The organism is Flavobacterium pectinovorum, from assembly GCF_900142715.1.
GTDB classification, from domain to species: Bacteria; Bacteroidota; Bacteroidia; order Flavobacteriales; family Flavobacteriaceae; genus Flavobacterium; species Flavobacterium pectinovorum.
This window is the reverse complement of sequence record NZ_FRBX01000001.1, coordinates 1,357,939-1,374,044: the sequence shown is the minus strand read 5'-3', so window position 1 is coordinate 1,374,044 and position 16,106 is coordinate 1,357,939. Positions and strand designations below refer to the sequence as shown.

Genomic DNA, 16,106 nt, shown 5'->3' with positions numbered 1-16,106 from the left:
TATTTCTTACGTTTTATTTTAATTAAGTTCTTCTTCTAAAATCTTTAATAAGTCTTTGATTTTTTTAAAAACAGATTCCAGTTCATCTTCCAGCCAGTCTGGCAAAGTATCATCATTTACAGATTTTAAATGCTGAATATCGTTTGCTATCTGAATGATTTTTTTATACTGAAAATCTAATTTTTTTGCATTTGGATTATCCTGGTTCTCGTCAAAAATTTTAGTAACTTCTTTACCAAAATCAGTTTTAAATTCTGTTTTTGACGAAACATCATTTTTTAAGAAAACATCAAAAGAGTTTTTTAAGTCTGTCAGCATAGTATTTGCCGATTCAAAATCGTGTTTGGACATAAAATAAGATTAAGTTAAAATTGATTTGGAAATCGTCGAAGTATTGAAACTACTCAATTTTAACCTCTGCTATTGGTTGATTTTACGTGAATATCATTCACCAAATCATCAATTTTTTTGGCACTGTCTCTCATCATTTCCAAGTAGCTCAGCAATTGGTCATTGTCAGTATGTCCTTTAGAAACATCAATCAATTTTAATACAGAGCTTACAGGAAGTTTTAAATCCAAGGTAGTTCTATGAACAAAGTCATTGTATTCTTTAGTTGCAGAAAGTGAACTGTATTTTGCCGAAGCCAATTTGATGTTTTCCAATTCGTATTCGTCAGATATTTTAGAAATATGATTCTGACTGTGTTCTTTAAAATAATAAGCCCAATAACCATTCATAAAAAACACTACGGCCGCCAATATCACGTGAATAATTAACGTTTCCACATCAAAATTTACCTGCGAAAAATAAATTTGTAAACCATTTGGATCCTGGTAAACAAAATTCTGCATATAAGCCAAACCTGCGTGATGTATTACTACCAAAAGCGTAAGCGGAATTTGTAATTTCCAGTTTTGATAAATAATAAGAATCGTACTGGCAATAAATACTGTAAAATGCATTTCAAACAAACCGTGCATCTGGTAAATGTATTGTGCCATAAAAATAGCCAGCACAACGGATAAAACATACTGGTAAAAATTTGATTTTTTAAGTAAAAGTTTTGCAGAATAATACATTAGGAGATTTAATGTACCAACTCCTACTCCAATTTCAAAGGTGTCGTATTTAAAGGAAAGGCCAATTCCCAGAAAGAAATAGGCTGCAAGAACATAATTGATAATAGTATCAGACTTTTGCGTCATTGTTGACATAAAACTGTGCAAATAATCCTGTTCGTTTAAACTGGCTTTTGTTTTCATAATTTTGGTAATTTTGGTTAAGGTTAGATTTATTTAGAACATTTTGGTAATGAACATCCGTAAGCTCTTAGAGCTAAAGCATCAAATGATGGAGTTTTGGTTTGCTTTAATAATGATTCTAATGCCATTTGTGCATAATTACTGTCGGCATTAGTACAATATCTTGTTTTATTGTAGTTTCCTCGATAATACAAATTATGCGACGGATCAACGATAACGGCTTGCGGAGTTGAGAAAACACCACAATTTTTAGCAATACTTTCGTCAAAATAAACGGGAATTTTGGCATCAAACTTCTTCTGAATTTCTTCTATGGTAAAATTCTTTTTTTTATTCAGTACAACAATTTTAAAATTAATCCGGTCTCCGTACTTTTTAATCAATCCACTTACATGCGGAATATTAAATCGGGAACATGGACAATCTGGATTAAAAAAATGAATAAAAACAGGTCTGTTATCAGTGATACAGCATTTTAGGTCGACTTTATTTCCTATTGCTATCTGGTGGAAATTTTGAGGAATTGGTGTGGGCAAAGTATACTTTATTTCATTCTGCCAAAACAAAAATGAAATAGCACAAAACAATAACGAAATCCATAAACCAACGAGTATTTTTCTTCTCATAAATGGGTAGTTTTTTTCTCTAAAAAGCAAACAATTAATAAACACTTGTTAATTAAATAGTTTTAAAAAAGTAGTTTTTTAACTTAAAATTAAATAAAAAACTTACATACTTTAACACTTAACCGCCGAAAACATTAATATTCTCGCAAAAAACTACCATTTTGTTTAAGCTTATCAATGTTACAAATAAAAACGATAAACTGCAAAATAAATCATACAAAATGCAAAAAAAATGTTTGTTTAGAATTATTATAAAGCATTTATAAAGTCTAATTAATTGATTATAAATATTTTAAACATTATCATCCGGAAATTGTTAACTTTAACAGAAAAAAAAATCAAATTCAGTTTAAACCTTTTATCAAGAAACCAGTCTAAAGGCAAAAGTTTGCCCGAATAATCTATTAAACAGCTGTTTAAATTTATTGTTAAATAAAAGCTAACGCCTTTTGATTTCAATACAAAAAGTTAAATTTGCGAGCTACTAAAAACACCAAAAAAATATCTTTACCTCAAGTTTATGAAACTGAAAAACCTAATTTACGCCCTTATTATTATAGTACTCGGAGGGTTTATCACTTATAGAGTGATGTCTAACAAAAGTAAAAATGATGAATCTAAAAAATTCGGCGATAAAGACAAACCTACAACTGTAACCGGAATTGTTGTTCAAACTTCAACTTTTGATAATAATTTATCATTATCAGGATCTATTGAAGCCAATGAACAAGTAGAAATTCATAGTGAAGTTTCGGGAATTGTTGAGGGGATTTATTTTACTGAAGGTACATATGTAAATAAAGGTCAGGTTCTTTTTAAAGTAAACGATATTGAATTAAGAGCTCAGTTAAAGCAGGCACAGACAAAAGAAGGTTTAGCCGCTGAAAACGAAAGAAGAGCAAAATTACTTTTGCAAAAAGAAGCTATAAGCCAGGAAGAGTTTGATGTTGCCAATGCAGATTACGCATCAATGAAAGCTCAAACACAATTAATTAAAGCACAAATTGCCAAAACTTCTGTGAAAGCTCCTTTTTCAGGAAAAATTGGTTTGCGCTCTATTTCACCGGGAACTTATATTACACCAACTATTTTGGTTGCAAAATTGGTTAATACCGGAAAATTAAAAATCACATTTTCTATTCCCGAAAAATATGCTTCGCAAGTAAAATCAGGTTCTATAATTGATTTTACTGTTTCGGGATCTGATAAAATATATACTGCAAAAATTTACGCCATTGAGCCGGAAGTTGAAGTCGCAACCCGTACTTTAAAAATACGCTCGATTGCCGATAATGTTGAAGGAAAACTTTTTCCCGGAACATTTGCCGATGTAAAACTGCCTTTAAGCATTATTAAAGATGCTATTGTAGTTCCTTCTGAGGCTATCATACCAATACAGGATGGTAAAAAAGTCTATATCGCAAATATGGGCAAGGCCAAAGAAGTGATGGTAGACGCTACAACAAGAACTGATGCTTCAATCTTAATCTTATCAGGATTAAAAGCAGGCGACACTTTGATTACAAGTGGTGTAATGTCATTAAAAAATGAAGCTCCTATAAAAGTTAACGTAAAAAAGTAGTTTTGAATTATGAGTTAAGAGTTATAAGTTAATAATGATGAAGTTTAAATCTTAAATCTATTCTCTATACTCTATTTTCCTTATTCAAAATCTAAAATCTAAAATATAAACATGAGTTTATCAACCACAAGTATAAGAAGGCCCGTTTTAACCATTGTACTGAATCTTTTGATTATTTTATTCGGTTTCATTGGTTATACCTTTCTGGGTGTTCGGGAATTCCCTTCTATTGATCCGGCGCAGGTTTCTGTTAGAACCAACTACACCGGAGCCAATTCTGACATTATTGAATCACAAATTACAGAACCCCTTGAAAAAGCAATAAATGCTATTGATGGAATCAGAAATATTACTTCGTCAAGCAATCAGGGAAGCAGTAATATTACCATAGAATTTAATTTAGATAAAAATTTAGAAGAAGCTGCAAACGATGTTCGAGACAAAGTTTCGCAAGCCGTTAGAAGTTTACCCCAGGATATTGATGCGCCTCCGGTAGTTTCTAAAGCTGATGCTGATAGTGAATCTATTATTTCGATGACAGTTCAAAGTGACAGCCGAAGCCCTTTAGAATTAAGTGATTATGCCGAAAATGTTATTTCGCAGCGTTTAGAAACTATTCCAGGAGTAAGTGGTGTTCAAATCTGGGGACAAAAACGTTATGCGATGCGTTTGTGGATCGATCCGATAAAATTAAATGCTTATAATTGTACTGTTTCTGATGTTCGCGATGCTTTAAACGCACAAAACGTAGAACTGCCATCAGGAAAACTAACAGGAAACAATACAGAACTTACCGTAAAAACAATTGGAAATCTTTCTAAACCGGAAGAATTCAACAATATTATCATTCGTACCGATGGTGATAAAATTGTTCGCTTAAGCGATGTTGGAGGTGCCGAATTAGGCCCTGAAAATATTGAAACTTCTTTAACATCGTCCGGACTTCCAATGATTGGTTTAGCCATCGTGCCGATGCCGGGAGCTAATTATTTAGATATTTCATCTGAATTTTATAAAAAATACGAAGCTTTAAAAAAGGATCTCCCAAAAGATATTAAACTTAATATCGCACTTGATAATACACTGTTCGTAAAGAAATCAGTACTTGAAGTTGCCGAAACATTGGGAATTTCAATCATTCTGGTAATTATCATCATTTATTTATTCTTTAGAGACTGGGCAATTGCTTTCAGACCTTTAATTGATATTCCTGTTTCGTTAATCGCTACGTTTTTTATCATGTGGCTTTTCGGATTCTCTATCAACGTATTAACTTTATTGGCAATTGTTTTGGCTACAGGTTTGGTGGTGGATGACGGAATTGTGGTAACCGAAAATATCTTCAAGAAAGTCGAAGAAGGAATGTCGCCAATTGAAGCGGCAATAAAAGGATCAAACGAGATTTTTTATGCTGTAATTTCGATTTCGGTTACACTTGCTGCGGTATTTTTACCTGTAATTTTCTTAGAAGGTTTCGTTGGCCGACTCTTTAGGGAATTTGGTGTCGTAATTGGTGCCGCGGTATTAATTTCTGCCTTTGTATCCCTGACTTTAACACCAATGCTAAACGCCTATTTGATGAAAGGCGGCGAACAGAAAAAATCGAAATTCTATATTAAAACAGAACCGTTTTTTGAAAAATTAAACAGCGGTTACGCAGATTCTCTTGGCCGTTTTATGGATAAAAAGTGGATCAGTTTCCCTATTTTGATTGTTTGTTTTGGATTGATTTATTTGTTCTTTACCATTCTACCAAAAGAAACAGCTCCATATGATGACCGTAGTTCTGTAACAATGCGTATGACCACTCCAGAAGGCTCTTCTTATGAATATACCAACCGTTTTATGCAGGAAATGTCAAAATTAGTTGATGATTCTATTCCGGAGAAAAAAGTTAGTTTAGTTATTACCGCGGGAGGTTCCGGAGGTTCTGCAACAAATTCAGGTTTTATTAGACTTTCACTAAAAGAACCAGACGAAAGAGCCAGATCTCAAAAAGATATCGCTGATAAATTAACCAAATGGACTAAAAAATATCCAGACGCTAAAACATCTGTAATTCAACAGCCTACAATTTCCGTAAACAGACGTGGCGGGCTTCCGATTCAGTATATTATTCAGGCGCCAACTTTTGATAAACTTAGAGAAAAAATTCCTGCTTTTATGGAAGAAGTCGGTAAAAGTGATGTTTTTTCTACGACCGATGTAAATCTAAAATTCAACAAGCCTGAAATAAACGTAAGTATCGATCGTGCAAAAGCCGAAAGTTTAGGTATATCAATTATGGATATTGCGCAGACTTTACAGCTTTCTTTAAGTGGACAGCGTTTTGGGTATTTCATTAAAAACGGAAAACAATATCAGGTAATTGGTCAGTTTGATCAAAAAGACCGTTCGAAACCTTTGGATTTAACCTCGATGTTTGTGAGAAACAAATCCGGGCAATTGATTCAGATGGATAATGTTGTAAAAATACAAGAGCAAAGTAATCCACCGCAATTATACCACAATAACCGTTATATGTCTGCAACTGTTGCCGCAGGTTTGGCACCGGGAAAAAGTATCAGCGATGGTATTGAGGAAATGGATCGAATTAAAGCTAAAGTTCTAGATCAGAGTTTTACAACCGATTTAAGTGGAGAATCGCGAGATTTTGTCGAAAGCAGCTCTAATACTTCTTTCGCCTTCGGGTTGGCTTTATTATTAATATTTTTGATTCTGGCTGCTCAATTTGAGAGTTTTATAGATCCGTTAATTATTATTTTAACTGTTCCAATGGCTGTTGCCGGCGCATTATTTTCTCTATGGCTATTCAACCAGACATGGAATATTTTTAGCCAGATTGGTACCGTAATGCTTATTGGTTTGGTAACCAAAAACGGTATTTTGATCGTAGAGTTTGCCAACCAGTTGCGAGAACAGGGCAAGCCAAAACTTGAGGCTATTTTAGAAGCTTCGGAAGCGCGTTTACGTCCAATTTTGATGACCAGTTTAGCTATCGCATTAGGAGCTTTGCCAATTGCAATGTCACTTGGAGCGGCTTCTACAAGTAGAATTGGAATGGGAGTTGTAATTGTTGGAGGAACAATTTTTTCATTAGCATTGACGCTTTTTGTTATTCCTGCAATCTATTTAATGTGGTCTAAAGCCAGAAAACATTATCCGGAATTTGACCATATTGACGAATACGAAAGAGAAAGTAACAAATAATTTATTGGCTGTAAATTCCTGATTTAGTTTCTGAATTTACAGCAAAAGAAAACCAATATGAATATTAAAATTTTATTTAGCAGTTTATTATTCTTCTTATGCATTATAAAAATAAATGCACAAGTAACGCTGACTATTGAAGATGCTATGAAAATAGCTTTGGAGAATAACTTTGAAATTAAGATTGCAAAAAATAATACCCAGATAAGCGAGACAAATGTAACCATTGGAAATGCAGGAATGCTACCCGTTGCGACTGCCTCAATTGTTGATAATAACAGCATTACCAACTCATCGCAAACACGCCAGGATGGAACTTCAACCTCTTTGGATAATGCAAAAAACAACAGTTTAAATTATGGTGTAACACTGGGCTGGACGGTTTTTGACGGTATGAAAATGTTCGCCAGATTAGATCAGTTAAAAGAGCTTCAAAAGCTTGGTGATTCTCAGCTTAAACAAACCATTTTGGTAAAAATTGGTCAGGTCAATTCTTCTTACTACGATTTGGTTCTACAGCAGCAGCAATTATCGGCTTTGGACACAACTATTGTAATTTCAAAACAAAGACTGACATTGGCACAAAACCGTTTCAGTATTGGAAAAGCTTCAAAATTAGAGGTTTTAAATGCTCAGGTTGATTTAAATTCAGATCAGGTTGCTTTGTTGAGACAAAAAGAATCTTATGCGAATGCCAAGATTTTATTGAACCAATATTTGGCGCGTGATCCAAAAATTGACTTTAAAGTTACTGATCTGGTTACAGTTGACAGTACTCTGGTTTTAGCTAATTTAATGGATTTGGCACAAAAACAAAATCCGGCTCTCGAAGCTCAAATAATCAACAAACGTATTGCCGAATTGCAGCTTAAACAAGTAAAAGCAGACCGTTATCCTGTTGTAAACCTGACCTCGGGCTACAATTTTTCTGAAAGCCAGTCGAGTTTGGGTTTTACAAGTTCAGCATCTTCAAAAGGTTTAAATTATGGTTTTAATGCAACGCTTAACATATTTGATGGCTTTAATCAGCATCGAAATGAAAAAGTAGCAAAATTGCAAATCGAGAATTCTCAAATCGCAATTGAGCAGCAAAATATGATTTTGAACACACAATTAAGCACGGCTTTTCAAACCTATTTAACGAATTTAGAATTAATTGATCTTGAAGAAGATAACGAAGCGATTGCCAAACAAAATTTGGATATTACTTTGGATAAATTCAAAATTGGAACAATAACAACGATTGATTTCAGAACGGCACAGCTTAATTATGTAAACGCAAAAGTACGTTACAGCAATGCGCAATACGAAGCAAAATTATCCGAAATTGCATTAAAAGAATTGGCGGGAACTATTAATTTTTAAGTAAATTTGTTTCAAAACAAACTTTAATGATCTCATACAATACCAAGGACTGGTTTACTTTTATATTCCATTTTCATAAATCTGATACTGTTAGAAAGTTATTGCCTATTATGCTTGCTATCGGAATATATGCGGCAACGGTTGGTTATCTGGAAGTTGAATATTTTAAATTTGGTAAAAACGACTATATACACAACATTCCTATTATGCACGGAATGCTTGGTTTTGTCATTTCATTATTGCTTGTATTTCGTACCAATACGGCTTATGATCGCTGGTGGGAAGGACGTAAATTATGGGGCGGTCTGGTAAACAGCAGCCGTAATCTTGCGATTAAACTTTCGGCAATGCTAAAAGACGAGAATGACAGGAAATTTTTCAGGAAATTCATTCCAATGTATGCCGATATTTTGCACAAACATCTTAAAGATGTAGATACGAGCAAACAGCTTTTTGAAGATGTAGATTTGGAAATTGATCATCATAAACACAAACCGAATCAGTTGAAAAGAATGATGTTTCATAAAATCAATGATTTGTATGATGACAAAAAAATTACCGGCGATCAATTGATTATTTTAAACGAAGAATTACAATCTTTCACCGATATTTGTGGAGCCTGCGAGCGTATTAAAAACACACCTATTCCCTACTCTTACAGCGCTTTTATCAAAAAATTCATCTTTTTTTACACGATGACTTTGCCATTTGGATATTCAATTAGTCTGGGATATTATGTTGCACCGGTGGTCGTTTTTATTTTTTATGTTTTGGCGAGTTTAGAACTTATTGCCGAAGAAATTGAAGATCCGTTTGGTGATGATGAAAATGATTTGCCAACCAGAAAGATTTCTGAAAACATTAAAAAACACGTTGAAGAATTGATTTAGAAGAAAGTTAAATCCTACAATTTTGTTTTATTTGATTAAATTTAAAAAATACACTTAAAAATTTAATTAAATGAGCAAGCAACCTTTTCTCATCAATCCTCCAAATTTGTCGAATGAAAAATCATTAAAAACACTTGTTGAAAACAGAACAGTTTACACACTAAATCAATGTGAGTTAAATATTTTTGAAACTTACCAATCTTCTAGTTTGGTGCCGCTAAAATTTAATGATTTTGTTATAACAAGTATGTTAAAAGGAAAAAAGACAATGCATCTTTTTGACGATCCCGCGTTTGATTATCTGCCCGGAGAAACCGTTATAATTCCTTCAAACGTAGAAATGAAAATCGATTTTCCCGAAGCATCAGAAAAAAAACCAACACAATGTCTGGCATTAGCAATTGATAAATCGAAAATAACTGATACATTAAATTTTTTAAATGAACATTATCCAAAAGAATTTCATAATGAATATTGGAACTTAGATTATCAAAATTATTACTTTTATAATAATGCTGATCTGGCGACAACGATGAATAAACTTCTTAAGGAATGTATGAGCCCCTCGATTACAAAAGATGCCCTGGCCGACCTGACTTTGCAGGAATTACTGATTCGGATTATACAAACTCAAAACTTACATGCTTTAGACAAAGGAATGATTATCCAGTCTAATAACCTGATTTTTGAAATTACTGAATTTATCAAACTCAATTTAAAAGAAAATATTAATCTTAAAAGTCTGAGTGAAAAAGCCTGTATGAGTAACGTATCATTTTACAGGTTTTTCAAACGAGAACTGGGAATGAGTCCGATTGAATATATTTTGAATGAAAAAATAAAACATGCTAAAAAATTACTCCGAAATCCTGAATTACAAATTAATGAAGTTTGTTATTTAGTTGGCTTTGAAGATGCTAATTATTTTACAAGATTGTTTAAAAAGTATGAAGGAATTACTCCAAAACAATATCAGATGTTGCATGTCAATTAATCTTTTTTAAGGTTTAGGGCTACTGATTTAAGGGACAGAGGTTCAAAGTTGCAAAGGTTTTTCAGATCTAACTACAGAAAACCTTTGCACCTTTGCTCCCTTCTAATTAATATCCTGATTGATTAATATATGATTTAATGCAAATAAGACAGCGCCTTCAATAGCTTTATCAAAAAAATCATCATCATGATCCGCCACAGACGGGTAGTAAATATCTGGAATTTTTTCTTCAGCAGATGAATTCCCAAATGCAGTTTTATTTGCTTTTAATGAATCTGTAAGTTCGATATCCAGACCGTTTACAATATTTAGAACTCCCGGAGGAAGGACGGCTCCGATTAACTTAATTATAACTAATATTGAAATAGGTAGTCTTTTGGTGGTTTTTAAAACAATTGTATTTCCTGCTGCCAATGCGGGAGCAATTTTCCAGACAGCCAGTAAAATCGGGAAATTCCACGGAATTACTCTGGTAACAACACTTAATGGCTCACATAATACAATAGAAACAATTTTGGAATCAAGCTGGGCAATTAAAATTTCTTCTGTGCGAATTAAACCTGCAAAATACCTGAAATGATCAATTGCCAGAGCAATATCAGACGCGGCTTTTTTATGAATCAATTTACTGTTGTCAAGAGTTTGTACGGTTTTAATATATTCTATATTATCTTCTATTTTTTTAGCGATCTTATTTAATAATATACTTCTTTCTGCGACAGACATTTTTTGCCACGGTCTAAGTGCCTCATAAGCAGCTTCGACGGCCAGTTCTAAATCTTCTTTTCCCGAATGCGCGGCTTGTGTAAATACTTTTCCGTCAATTACCGAAATGACATCCAAATATTTTCCTTTAAGAGGAGCTGTAAATTTTCCATTTATATAATTATTGTATTTTGCCTTAAATTCAGGTCTTTCTGTGGTATTGCTCATATTATTATTTTTTTTGATTCATTTCAAATTTACCTTCATGAATCGAAATAGAATAGCACTTTTCATTCATTTAATAGCACAAAAATTACATATTCATTTTTATAACCAGCTTTTAATATCTATTTAATAAAATATTAATAATAAAAATGAAAAATACTCAATTCAAAACACTTTAAATCATATATTGGCAATCTAATACACTAATAAACAAACCTTTAATCGCCTAAATAATACATTAAACGATTATATTTTGAAATGTTAATAATAAGCGATAAAATTTGTGATCGATAATTTATATGCCTGTTAAAATCTGCGCAGATGGTATTGAATTGTTCTTTACTAATTTAATTCCTTATTAAAATGAAAAAAATTATTTTAATGCTGGTTTTAGCTTTTGTTTCTGTCAATTGTGCTAACGATCCTGTAAGTAACGAGACTCCAACAGAAGCTAAAGAATCGAATAGTTCCAGTTTAACCTCCAAAGGAACTTATTCAGAATGTGATCCTGTTTCAATTGACATTATGGCCGGGCAATTTACAAACTCGGGAAAAATTTTAGTTGAAAATGATGCTACCAATCTTTATGTAACCTATACTGCACTTAGCAACTGGTATTTTAGTGAACTGCATTTATTTGTTGGTCCGTATGCCAGTATTCCAACCCAAAATGGAAACCCTGTTCCCGGACAATTTCCGTATAAAAAGACTTTTAACCCTTTAGTTCAGAACTACACTTTTACAATCCCCATTTCCAGTATAACGCTGGATGCAAACAAATGTTTTTACATTGCAGCACATTCCAGCATGAAAAATGTTATAAACGGAACTATTGTAAAAACTGAAACTGGCTGGGCCGGAGATATTAAATTTCCCGGAAAAAACTGGGCAACTTATTTTAATTATTGCCTGAGAACCTGCACAACGCCTCCTCCTGATGTAACAACTTGCGACACAGCGTATATGTACGGAAACTATACTTTTAATGCCTTACAAATCTCAGAAAAATGGGGCTGGGCAAATTATTATGACAATGCTCAAAATGGCATTTATACTTATAATTTATATGCCGGAGCAGGACAAAATGATATTACTAAAGGATATTTGGCCGGAACAGTTACGGTTACTATTCAGGGTGCTAATATAGGTATCGAAATCAACGCAACAAATCCGGGAACTGTATTTACAGAAACGCATGTTTACTTATCTGATAGTCCTCCTACAACTGCGGCGCCGGGTCAATTTGGAAATCAACATACATTAAACAATACAATGCTAGATAATTACAATTTAACTTATAGTGGTGATGGCACTTTTTGGTTAATTGTTCACGCTGGAGTCTGTACTACCAAATAATTTTAATTTATAAAAGAGAGAGCTTAGGTTCTCTCTTTCTTTTTAAATCCAAACTTTAATTATTTATTTTTGAAAAAAAAATCCTAATCAAAAAACAAAAAAATATTTCCAACTCCCACGATCAATCCTTATATTTACACCCTTATTCAAGAATAATATCACTAAAATGAAAATATCTTACAACTGGTTAAAACAATTCATTAAAACAGACTGGACGTCTGAGCAAACTTCGGAATTATTGACAGATTTGGGTCTGGAAGTTGAAGTTGTCGAAAAATATGAATCTGTAAAAGGTGGTTTAGCAGGAGTTGTTGTAGGACACGTGTTAACATGCGAAAAACACCCTGATGCCGACAGATTAAAAGTTACAACCGTAAATATTGGTCTTGAAGCGCCTATACAAATTGTATGTGGTGCTGCCAATGTAGCTGCGGGACAAAAAGTACCTGTTGCTACTATTGGAACAGTTTTATACGATAAAGACGGTGTAGAATTTACTATAAAAAAAGGAAAAATTCGCGGTCAGGAAAGTCACGGAATGATTTGTGCCGAAGATGAACTGGGATTGGGTTCAAGCCATGACGGAATTATGGTTTTGGATGAAGCACTAACGCCTGGAACTCCTGTAGCTGAAGTATTTCAAATTGTAAATGATGAAGTTTTCGAAATTGGCTTAACACCAAATCGTGCTGATGCCATGAGCCATTTTGGAACCGCACGTGATTTAAGAGCAGGAATGCTGCAGCGTGGTGTAAACGTAGAATTGATTACGCCTTCTGTAAGCAATTTTAGAGTTGACATGCGTACTTTAAAAATTGATGTAAGTGTCGAAGATTCTCATTTGGCGCCAAGATATTGTGGTGTAACAATTTCAGGAATTTCTGTTGGACCATCACCAGCGTGGTTACAAGATCGTTTAAAAGCAATTGGATTAACTCCAAAAAATAATATTGTTGATGTTACTAATTATGTTTTACACGAATTAGGACAACCTTTACATGCTTTTGATGCAGCAAAAATCAACGGAAAAGTAATTGTAAAAACACTTCCGGAAGGAACTAAATTTACAACTCTTGATGATGTCGAAAGAACATTGCATGCAGAAGATTTAATGATTTGTGATGAAAAAGGACCGCTTTGTATTGCGGGAGTTTTTGGAGGAAAAAAATCTGGTGTTACCGACGGAACTACAACTATATTTTTAGAAAGTGCCTATTTTGATGCCGTTAGCGTTCGTAAAACAGCAAAAAGACATCAATTAAACACAGATGCTTCTTTTAGATTTGAAAGAGGAATTGACCCAACGATTACAGAATATGCTTTAAAACGTGCTGCCCTTTTAATTCAGGAAGTAGCGGGTGGAAAAATCACATCTGACGTTGTAGAAGTGTATCCTAAAAAAGTAGAAGATTTTTCGGTTTTACTAAATTTCAGTCACGTTTACAAAATCATCGGACAGGAAATTCCTAAAGATACCATCAAAAAAATATTAGTTTCTTTAGATATTAAAGTAAACAGTGTTTCTGATTCTGGTTTAGGATTAACAATTCCGGCTTATCGTGTTGACGTTCAACGTGAAATTGATGTTATTGAAGAAATACTAAGAGTTTACGGTTACAACAACATTGATTTTTCTAAAAAATTCAACGCAACAGTTTCTAATTCACCAAGAACTGAAGATTATAAAGTACAAAATGTAATTGCATCACAATTGAATTCTCAAGGTTTTCATGAAATGATGGCAAATTCCTTAACAACAGCAGCTTATGCAAAATTATCTACTGTGTTAAAAGAAGAACATAATGTTACAATGCTTAATCCGTTGAGTAGTGATTTGTCTACAATGCGTCAGTCTTTATTATTTTCAGGGCTTGAAGCAATTTCATACAACATCAACAGAAGAAATTCGGATTTAAAATTATTTGAGTTCGGAAAATCATATCATAAATACCTAAATGGTTACGAAGAGCACAAACATTTGTCGCTATCAATTTCGGGAAACAGAAATAAAGAAAGCTGGACAAATGCCCAAAAACCGACTGATTTCTTTTTATTAAAAGGATATGTGAGTGCAATTTTATCACGTTTGGGAATTGATAAAATCTCAAATGCACCGGTGCAATCGGATGTTTTCTCTGAAGGGACTTCTATTTGCTACAACAATGATACATTGGTAGAAATGGGTGTTGTAAAAAAATCAATATTGAAACATTTCGGAATTAAACAAGATGTTTATTATGCTGATTTTAATTGGGATTTGGTTTTAAAAATCATTACAGGAAAAATTAAATATTCTGAAATTCCTAAATATCCAGAAGTTCGTAGAGATTTAGCTTTGTTAATTGATCAAAATACAACTTATGAAAGCATTTATAATCTGGCCAAACAAACGGAAAAAGTACTTTTGAAAGACATTAATTTATTTGATGTTTATGAAGGTAATAAACTTCCGGAAGGCAAAAAATCTTATGCGTTAAGTTTTACTATTCAGGATAATACAAAAACGCTTACAGATTCTCAAATTGATAAAATCATGTCGAAATTACAGCAAACTTTCGAAACAGAATTGGGAGCTAGTTTGAGATAAAAATTTTATTTATACATAATTCAGACCCGACAGGTTTTAAAACTTGTCGGGTTTGTTTTTGTTTTTTTGTTTCAAGTTTCAGGTTTCAGGTTGTTGGAACGTGTAATTAACCGCAGAGTTCGCTAAGATTTACGCAAAGTTCACAAAGCTTTGCGAACTTTAAATTTAAAACTTATTTTAATCTCTTTGCGAAACTCTGTGTAAATCTTAGCGAACTCTGCGGCAAAAATTATGTTCAAAGAAAAGCAAACTTGAAACTTGAAACAAAACCTACTTAAGCAGAAAATTTAGCATACGCTTTCATCAATTTTTCATCGTATTTATTTGTTTTATAAGCCGGGCCATTATATTTCAAAGCAAAATCTGCCCATTTTTTGTTTCTCAAAAGACCAATCAAATTATTCGTTGCCAAAAACATGCCGAATGCCTTTAATTGTTCGCCTTCGTTTAAGTACATCTTTTTCACATATTCATCTATAGATGCATAACCAATAGAAACTGCGTTAAAACCCATTATTTGGTACAAACCCCACGATGCCGAACATTTTGCTGCATCACTAAATTTCTTGTCAGGATTTAAACGTATTGCTTTTTCCAATCTCGTATATTCTGCCGCACCTCCCAAATAATACTTTTTTGTATAATTTTTATATAAAACATCCTGATTGTTGGCGTTAGCATAATTAGCGGGATCTATATTTCGTTTTTCGAGTTCTTTCCAAAAAATATGTCCTTCAAATAAAATCTTCGGACGTCCGTCTACTAAAAAGCCCTTCCCTCCGCTTTCAACTTCATTAACGGCCTTAACAACAGCCAATTCGAGATTGTGAGCCTTTGAAAAATCAATCAGATTTTGTTCTGAAAGCAATTTATTATTCGAAGAAAACTCTTCTTTGCTTTTCTCGATAAGTGCAGACCACGTTTTAAGCCCTACAATTCCATCTACAACCAAATTATTTTTTAGCTGAAAATCTTTAACAGCTTTGTTCGTTTGAGTCCCAAAGTAATCAGAAACAATAACGCTGTATTTTAGTTTTTCCAGAAGTTCATTTAGATAATAAACTTCGCTTGACTTGAGTCCAAATTTTATAGTTTTCATACTTTTTATTTATAATTATTTTTGGTGGTGGTTTTTATTTATTTTATCTGCTTTTTTTTTTGCATGAAATAAACAATACAAAAGTAATCCTTATTAAACAACTATAAAACAGTACTTTAACCTGTTTTTAAAATAATTCAAACTAATGAAAAAAGGGTAAATTCACCCTTGTGTTTCTGCAACGATTAAAATACTTTTGGCA

General features: G+C 33.0%; 12 protein-coding genes. 7 read left to right on the top strand and 5 right to left on the bottom strand.

What is annotated here, in order from left to right; translation table 11 throughout:
• Positions 1 to 18: 18 nt before the first annotated feature.
• Genes BUE22_RS05925 through BUE22_RS05915 form a run of 3 tightly spaced genes read right to left on the bottom strand, consistent with a single transcriptional unit; the run spans position 19 to position 1,891 of the window.
• Positions 19 to 351 carry a hypothetical protein gene (locus BUE22_RS05925; RefSeq protein WP_042567069.1) on the bottom strand — a complete coding sequence of 111 codons (333 nt, stop codon included), beginning with the start codon at positions 349 to 351 and terminating at the stop codon, positions 19 to 21.
• A gap of 59 nt (positions 352 to 410) precedes the next feature.
• Positions 411 to 1,265, bottom strand: coding sequence for a hypothetical protein (locus tag BUE22_RS05920; RefSeq protein WP_042567070.1), 855 nt, complete (start codon positions 1,263 to 1,265; stop codon positions 411 to 413).
• A 29-nt stretch (positions 1,266 to 1,294) separates the two neighbouring features.
• Positions 1,295 to 1,891 (bottom strand): TlpA family protein disulfide reductase, encoded by a 597-nt coding sequence (locus tag BUE22_RS05915; RefSeq protein WP_073394139.1) that lies wholly within the window; start codon positions 1,889 to 1,891, stop codon positions 1,295 to 1,297.
• A gap of 520 nt (positions 1,892 to 2,411) precedes the next feature.
• On the opposite strand from BUE22_RS05915, the gene BUE22_RS05910 reads away from it, so the two are divergent.
• The 5 genes from BUE22_RS05910 (at position 2,412) to BUE22_RS05890 (ending at position 9,932) form a co-directional block, all read left to right on the top strand.
• A complete protein-coding gene (locus tag BUE22_RS05910) occupies positions 2,412 to 3,473 on the top strand; it encodes an efflux RND transporter periplasmic adaptor subunit (protein ID WP_073394138.1) in 1,062 nt (353 codons plus the stop codon).
• Between the two features lie 111 nt (positions 3,474 to 3,584).
• On the top strand, positions 3,585 to 6,683 hold the full coding sequence (locus BUE22_RS05905; RefSeq protein ID WP_073394137.1) for an efflux RND transporter permease subunit: 3,099 nt from the start codon (positions 3,585 to 3,587) through the stop codon (positions 6,681 to 6,683).
• A gap of 57 nt (positions 6,684 to 6,740) precedes the next feature.
• Positions 6,741 to 8,048, top strand: a complete 1,308-nt coding sequence (locus BUE22_RS05900) for a TolC family protein (protein ID WP_073394136.1) — start codon at positions 6,741 to 6,743, stop codon at positions 8,046 to 8,048.
• 26 nt (positions 8,049 to 8,074) lie between these two features.
• A complete protein-coding gene (locus BUE22_RS05895; RefSeq protein ID WP_073394135.1) occupies positions 8,075 to 8,938 on the top strand; it encodes a bestrophin family protein in 864 nt (287 codons plus the stop codon).
• A gap of 70 nt (positions 8,939 to 9,008) precedes the next feature.
• On the top strand, positions 9,009 to 9,932 hold the full coding sequence (locus BUE22_RS05890; protein WP_073394134.1) for an AraC family transcriptional regulator: 924 nt from the start codon (positions 9,009 to 9,011) through the stop codon (positions 9,930 to 9,932).
• 102 nt (positions 9,933 to 10,034) lie between these two features.
• Here BUE22_RS05890 and BUE22_RS05885 read toward each other — a convergent pair whose 3' ends face one another.
• On the bottom strand, positions 10,035 to 10,865 hold the full coding sequence (locus tag BUE22_RS05885) for an aldehyde dehydrogenase family protein (protein ID WP_073394133.1): 831 nt from the start codon (positions 10,863 to 10,865) through the stop codon (positions 10,035 to 10,037).
• 360 nt (positions 10,866 to 11,225) lie between these two features.
• Between BUE22_RS05885 and BUE22_RS05880 the strand changes: the two genes are divergently transcribed.
• Entirely contained in the window at positions 11,226 to 12,218 is a 993-nt protein-coding gene (locus BUE22_RS05880) for a hypothetical protein (protein WP_073394132.1), read from the top strand.
• A gap of 166 nt (positions 12,219 to 12,384) precedes the next feature.
• On the top strand, positions 12,385 to 14,805 hold the full coding sequence (gene pheT / locus BUE22_RS05875) for a phenylalanine--tRNA ligase subunit beta (RefSeq protein WP_073394131.1): 2,421 nt from the start codon (positions 12,385 to 12,387) through the stop codon (positions 14,803 to 14,805).
• A gap of 274 nt (positions 14,806 to 15,079) precedes the next feature.
• Here the strand turns inward: pheT and BUE22_RS05870 are convergent, their stop codons facing one another.
• Entirely contained in the window at positions 15,080 to 15,904 is an 825-nt protein-coding gene (locus BUE22_RS05870) for an N-acetylmuramidase domain-containing protein (RefSeq protein WP_073394130.1), read from the bottom strand.
• Positions 15,905 to 16,106 lie beyond the last annotated feature (202 nt).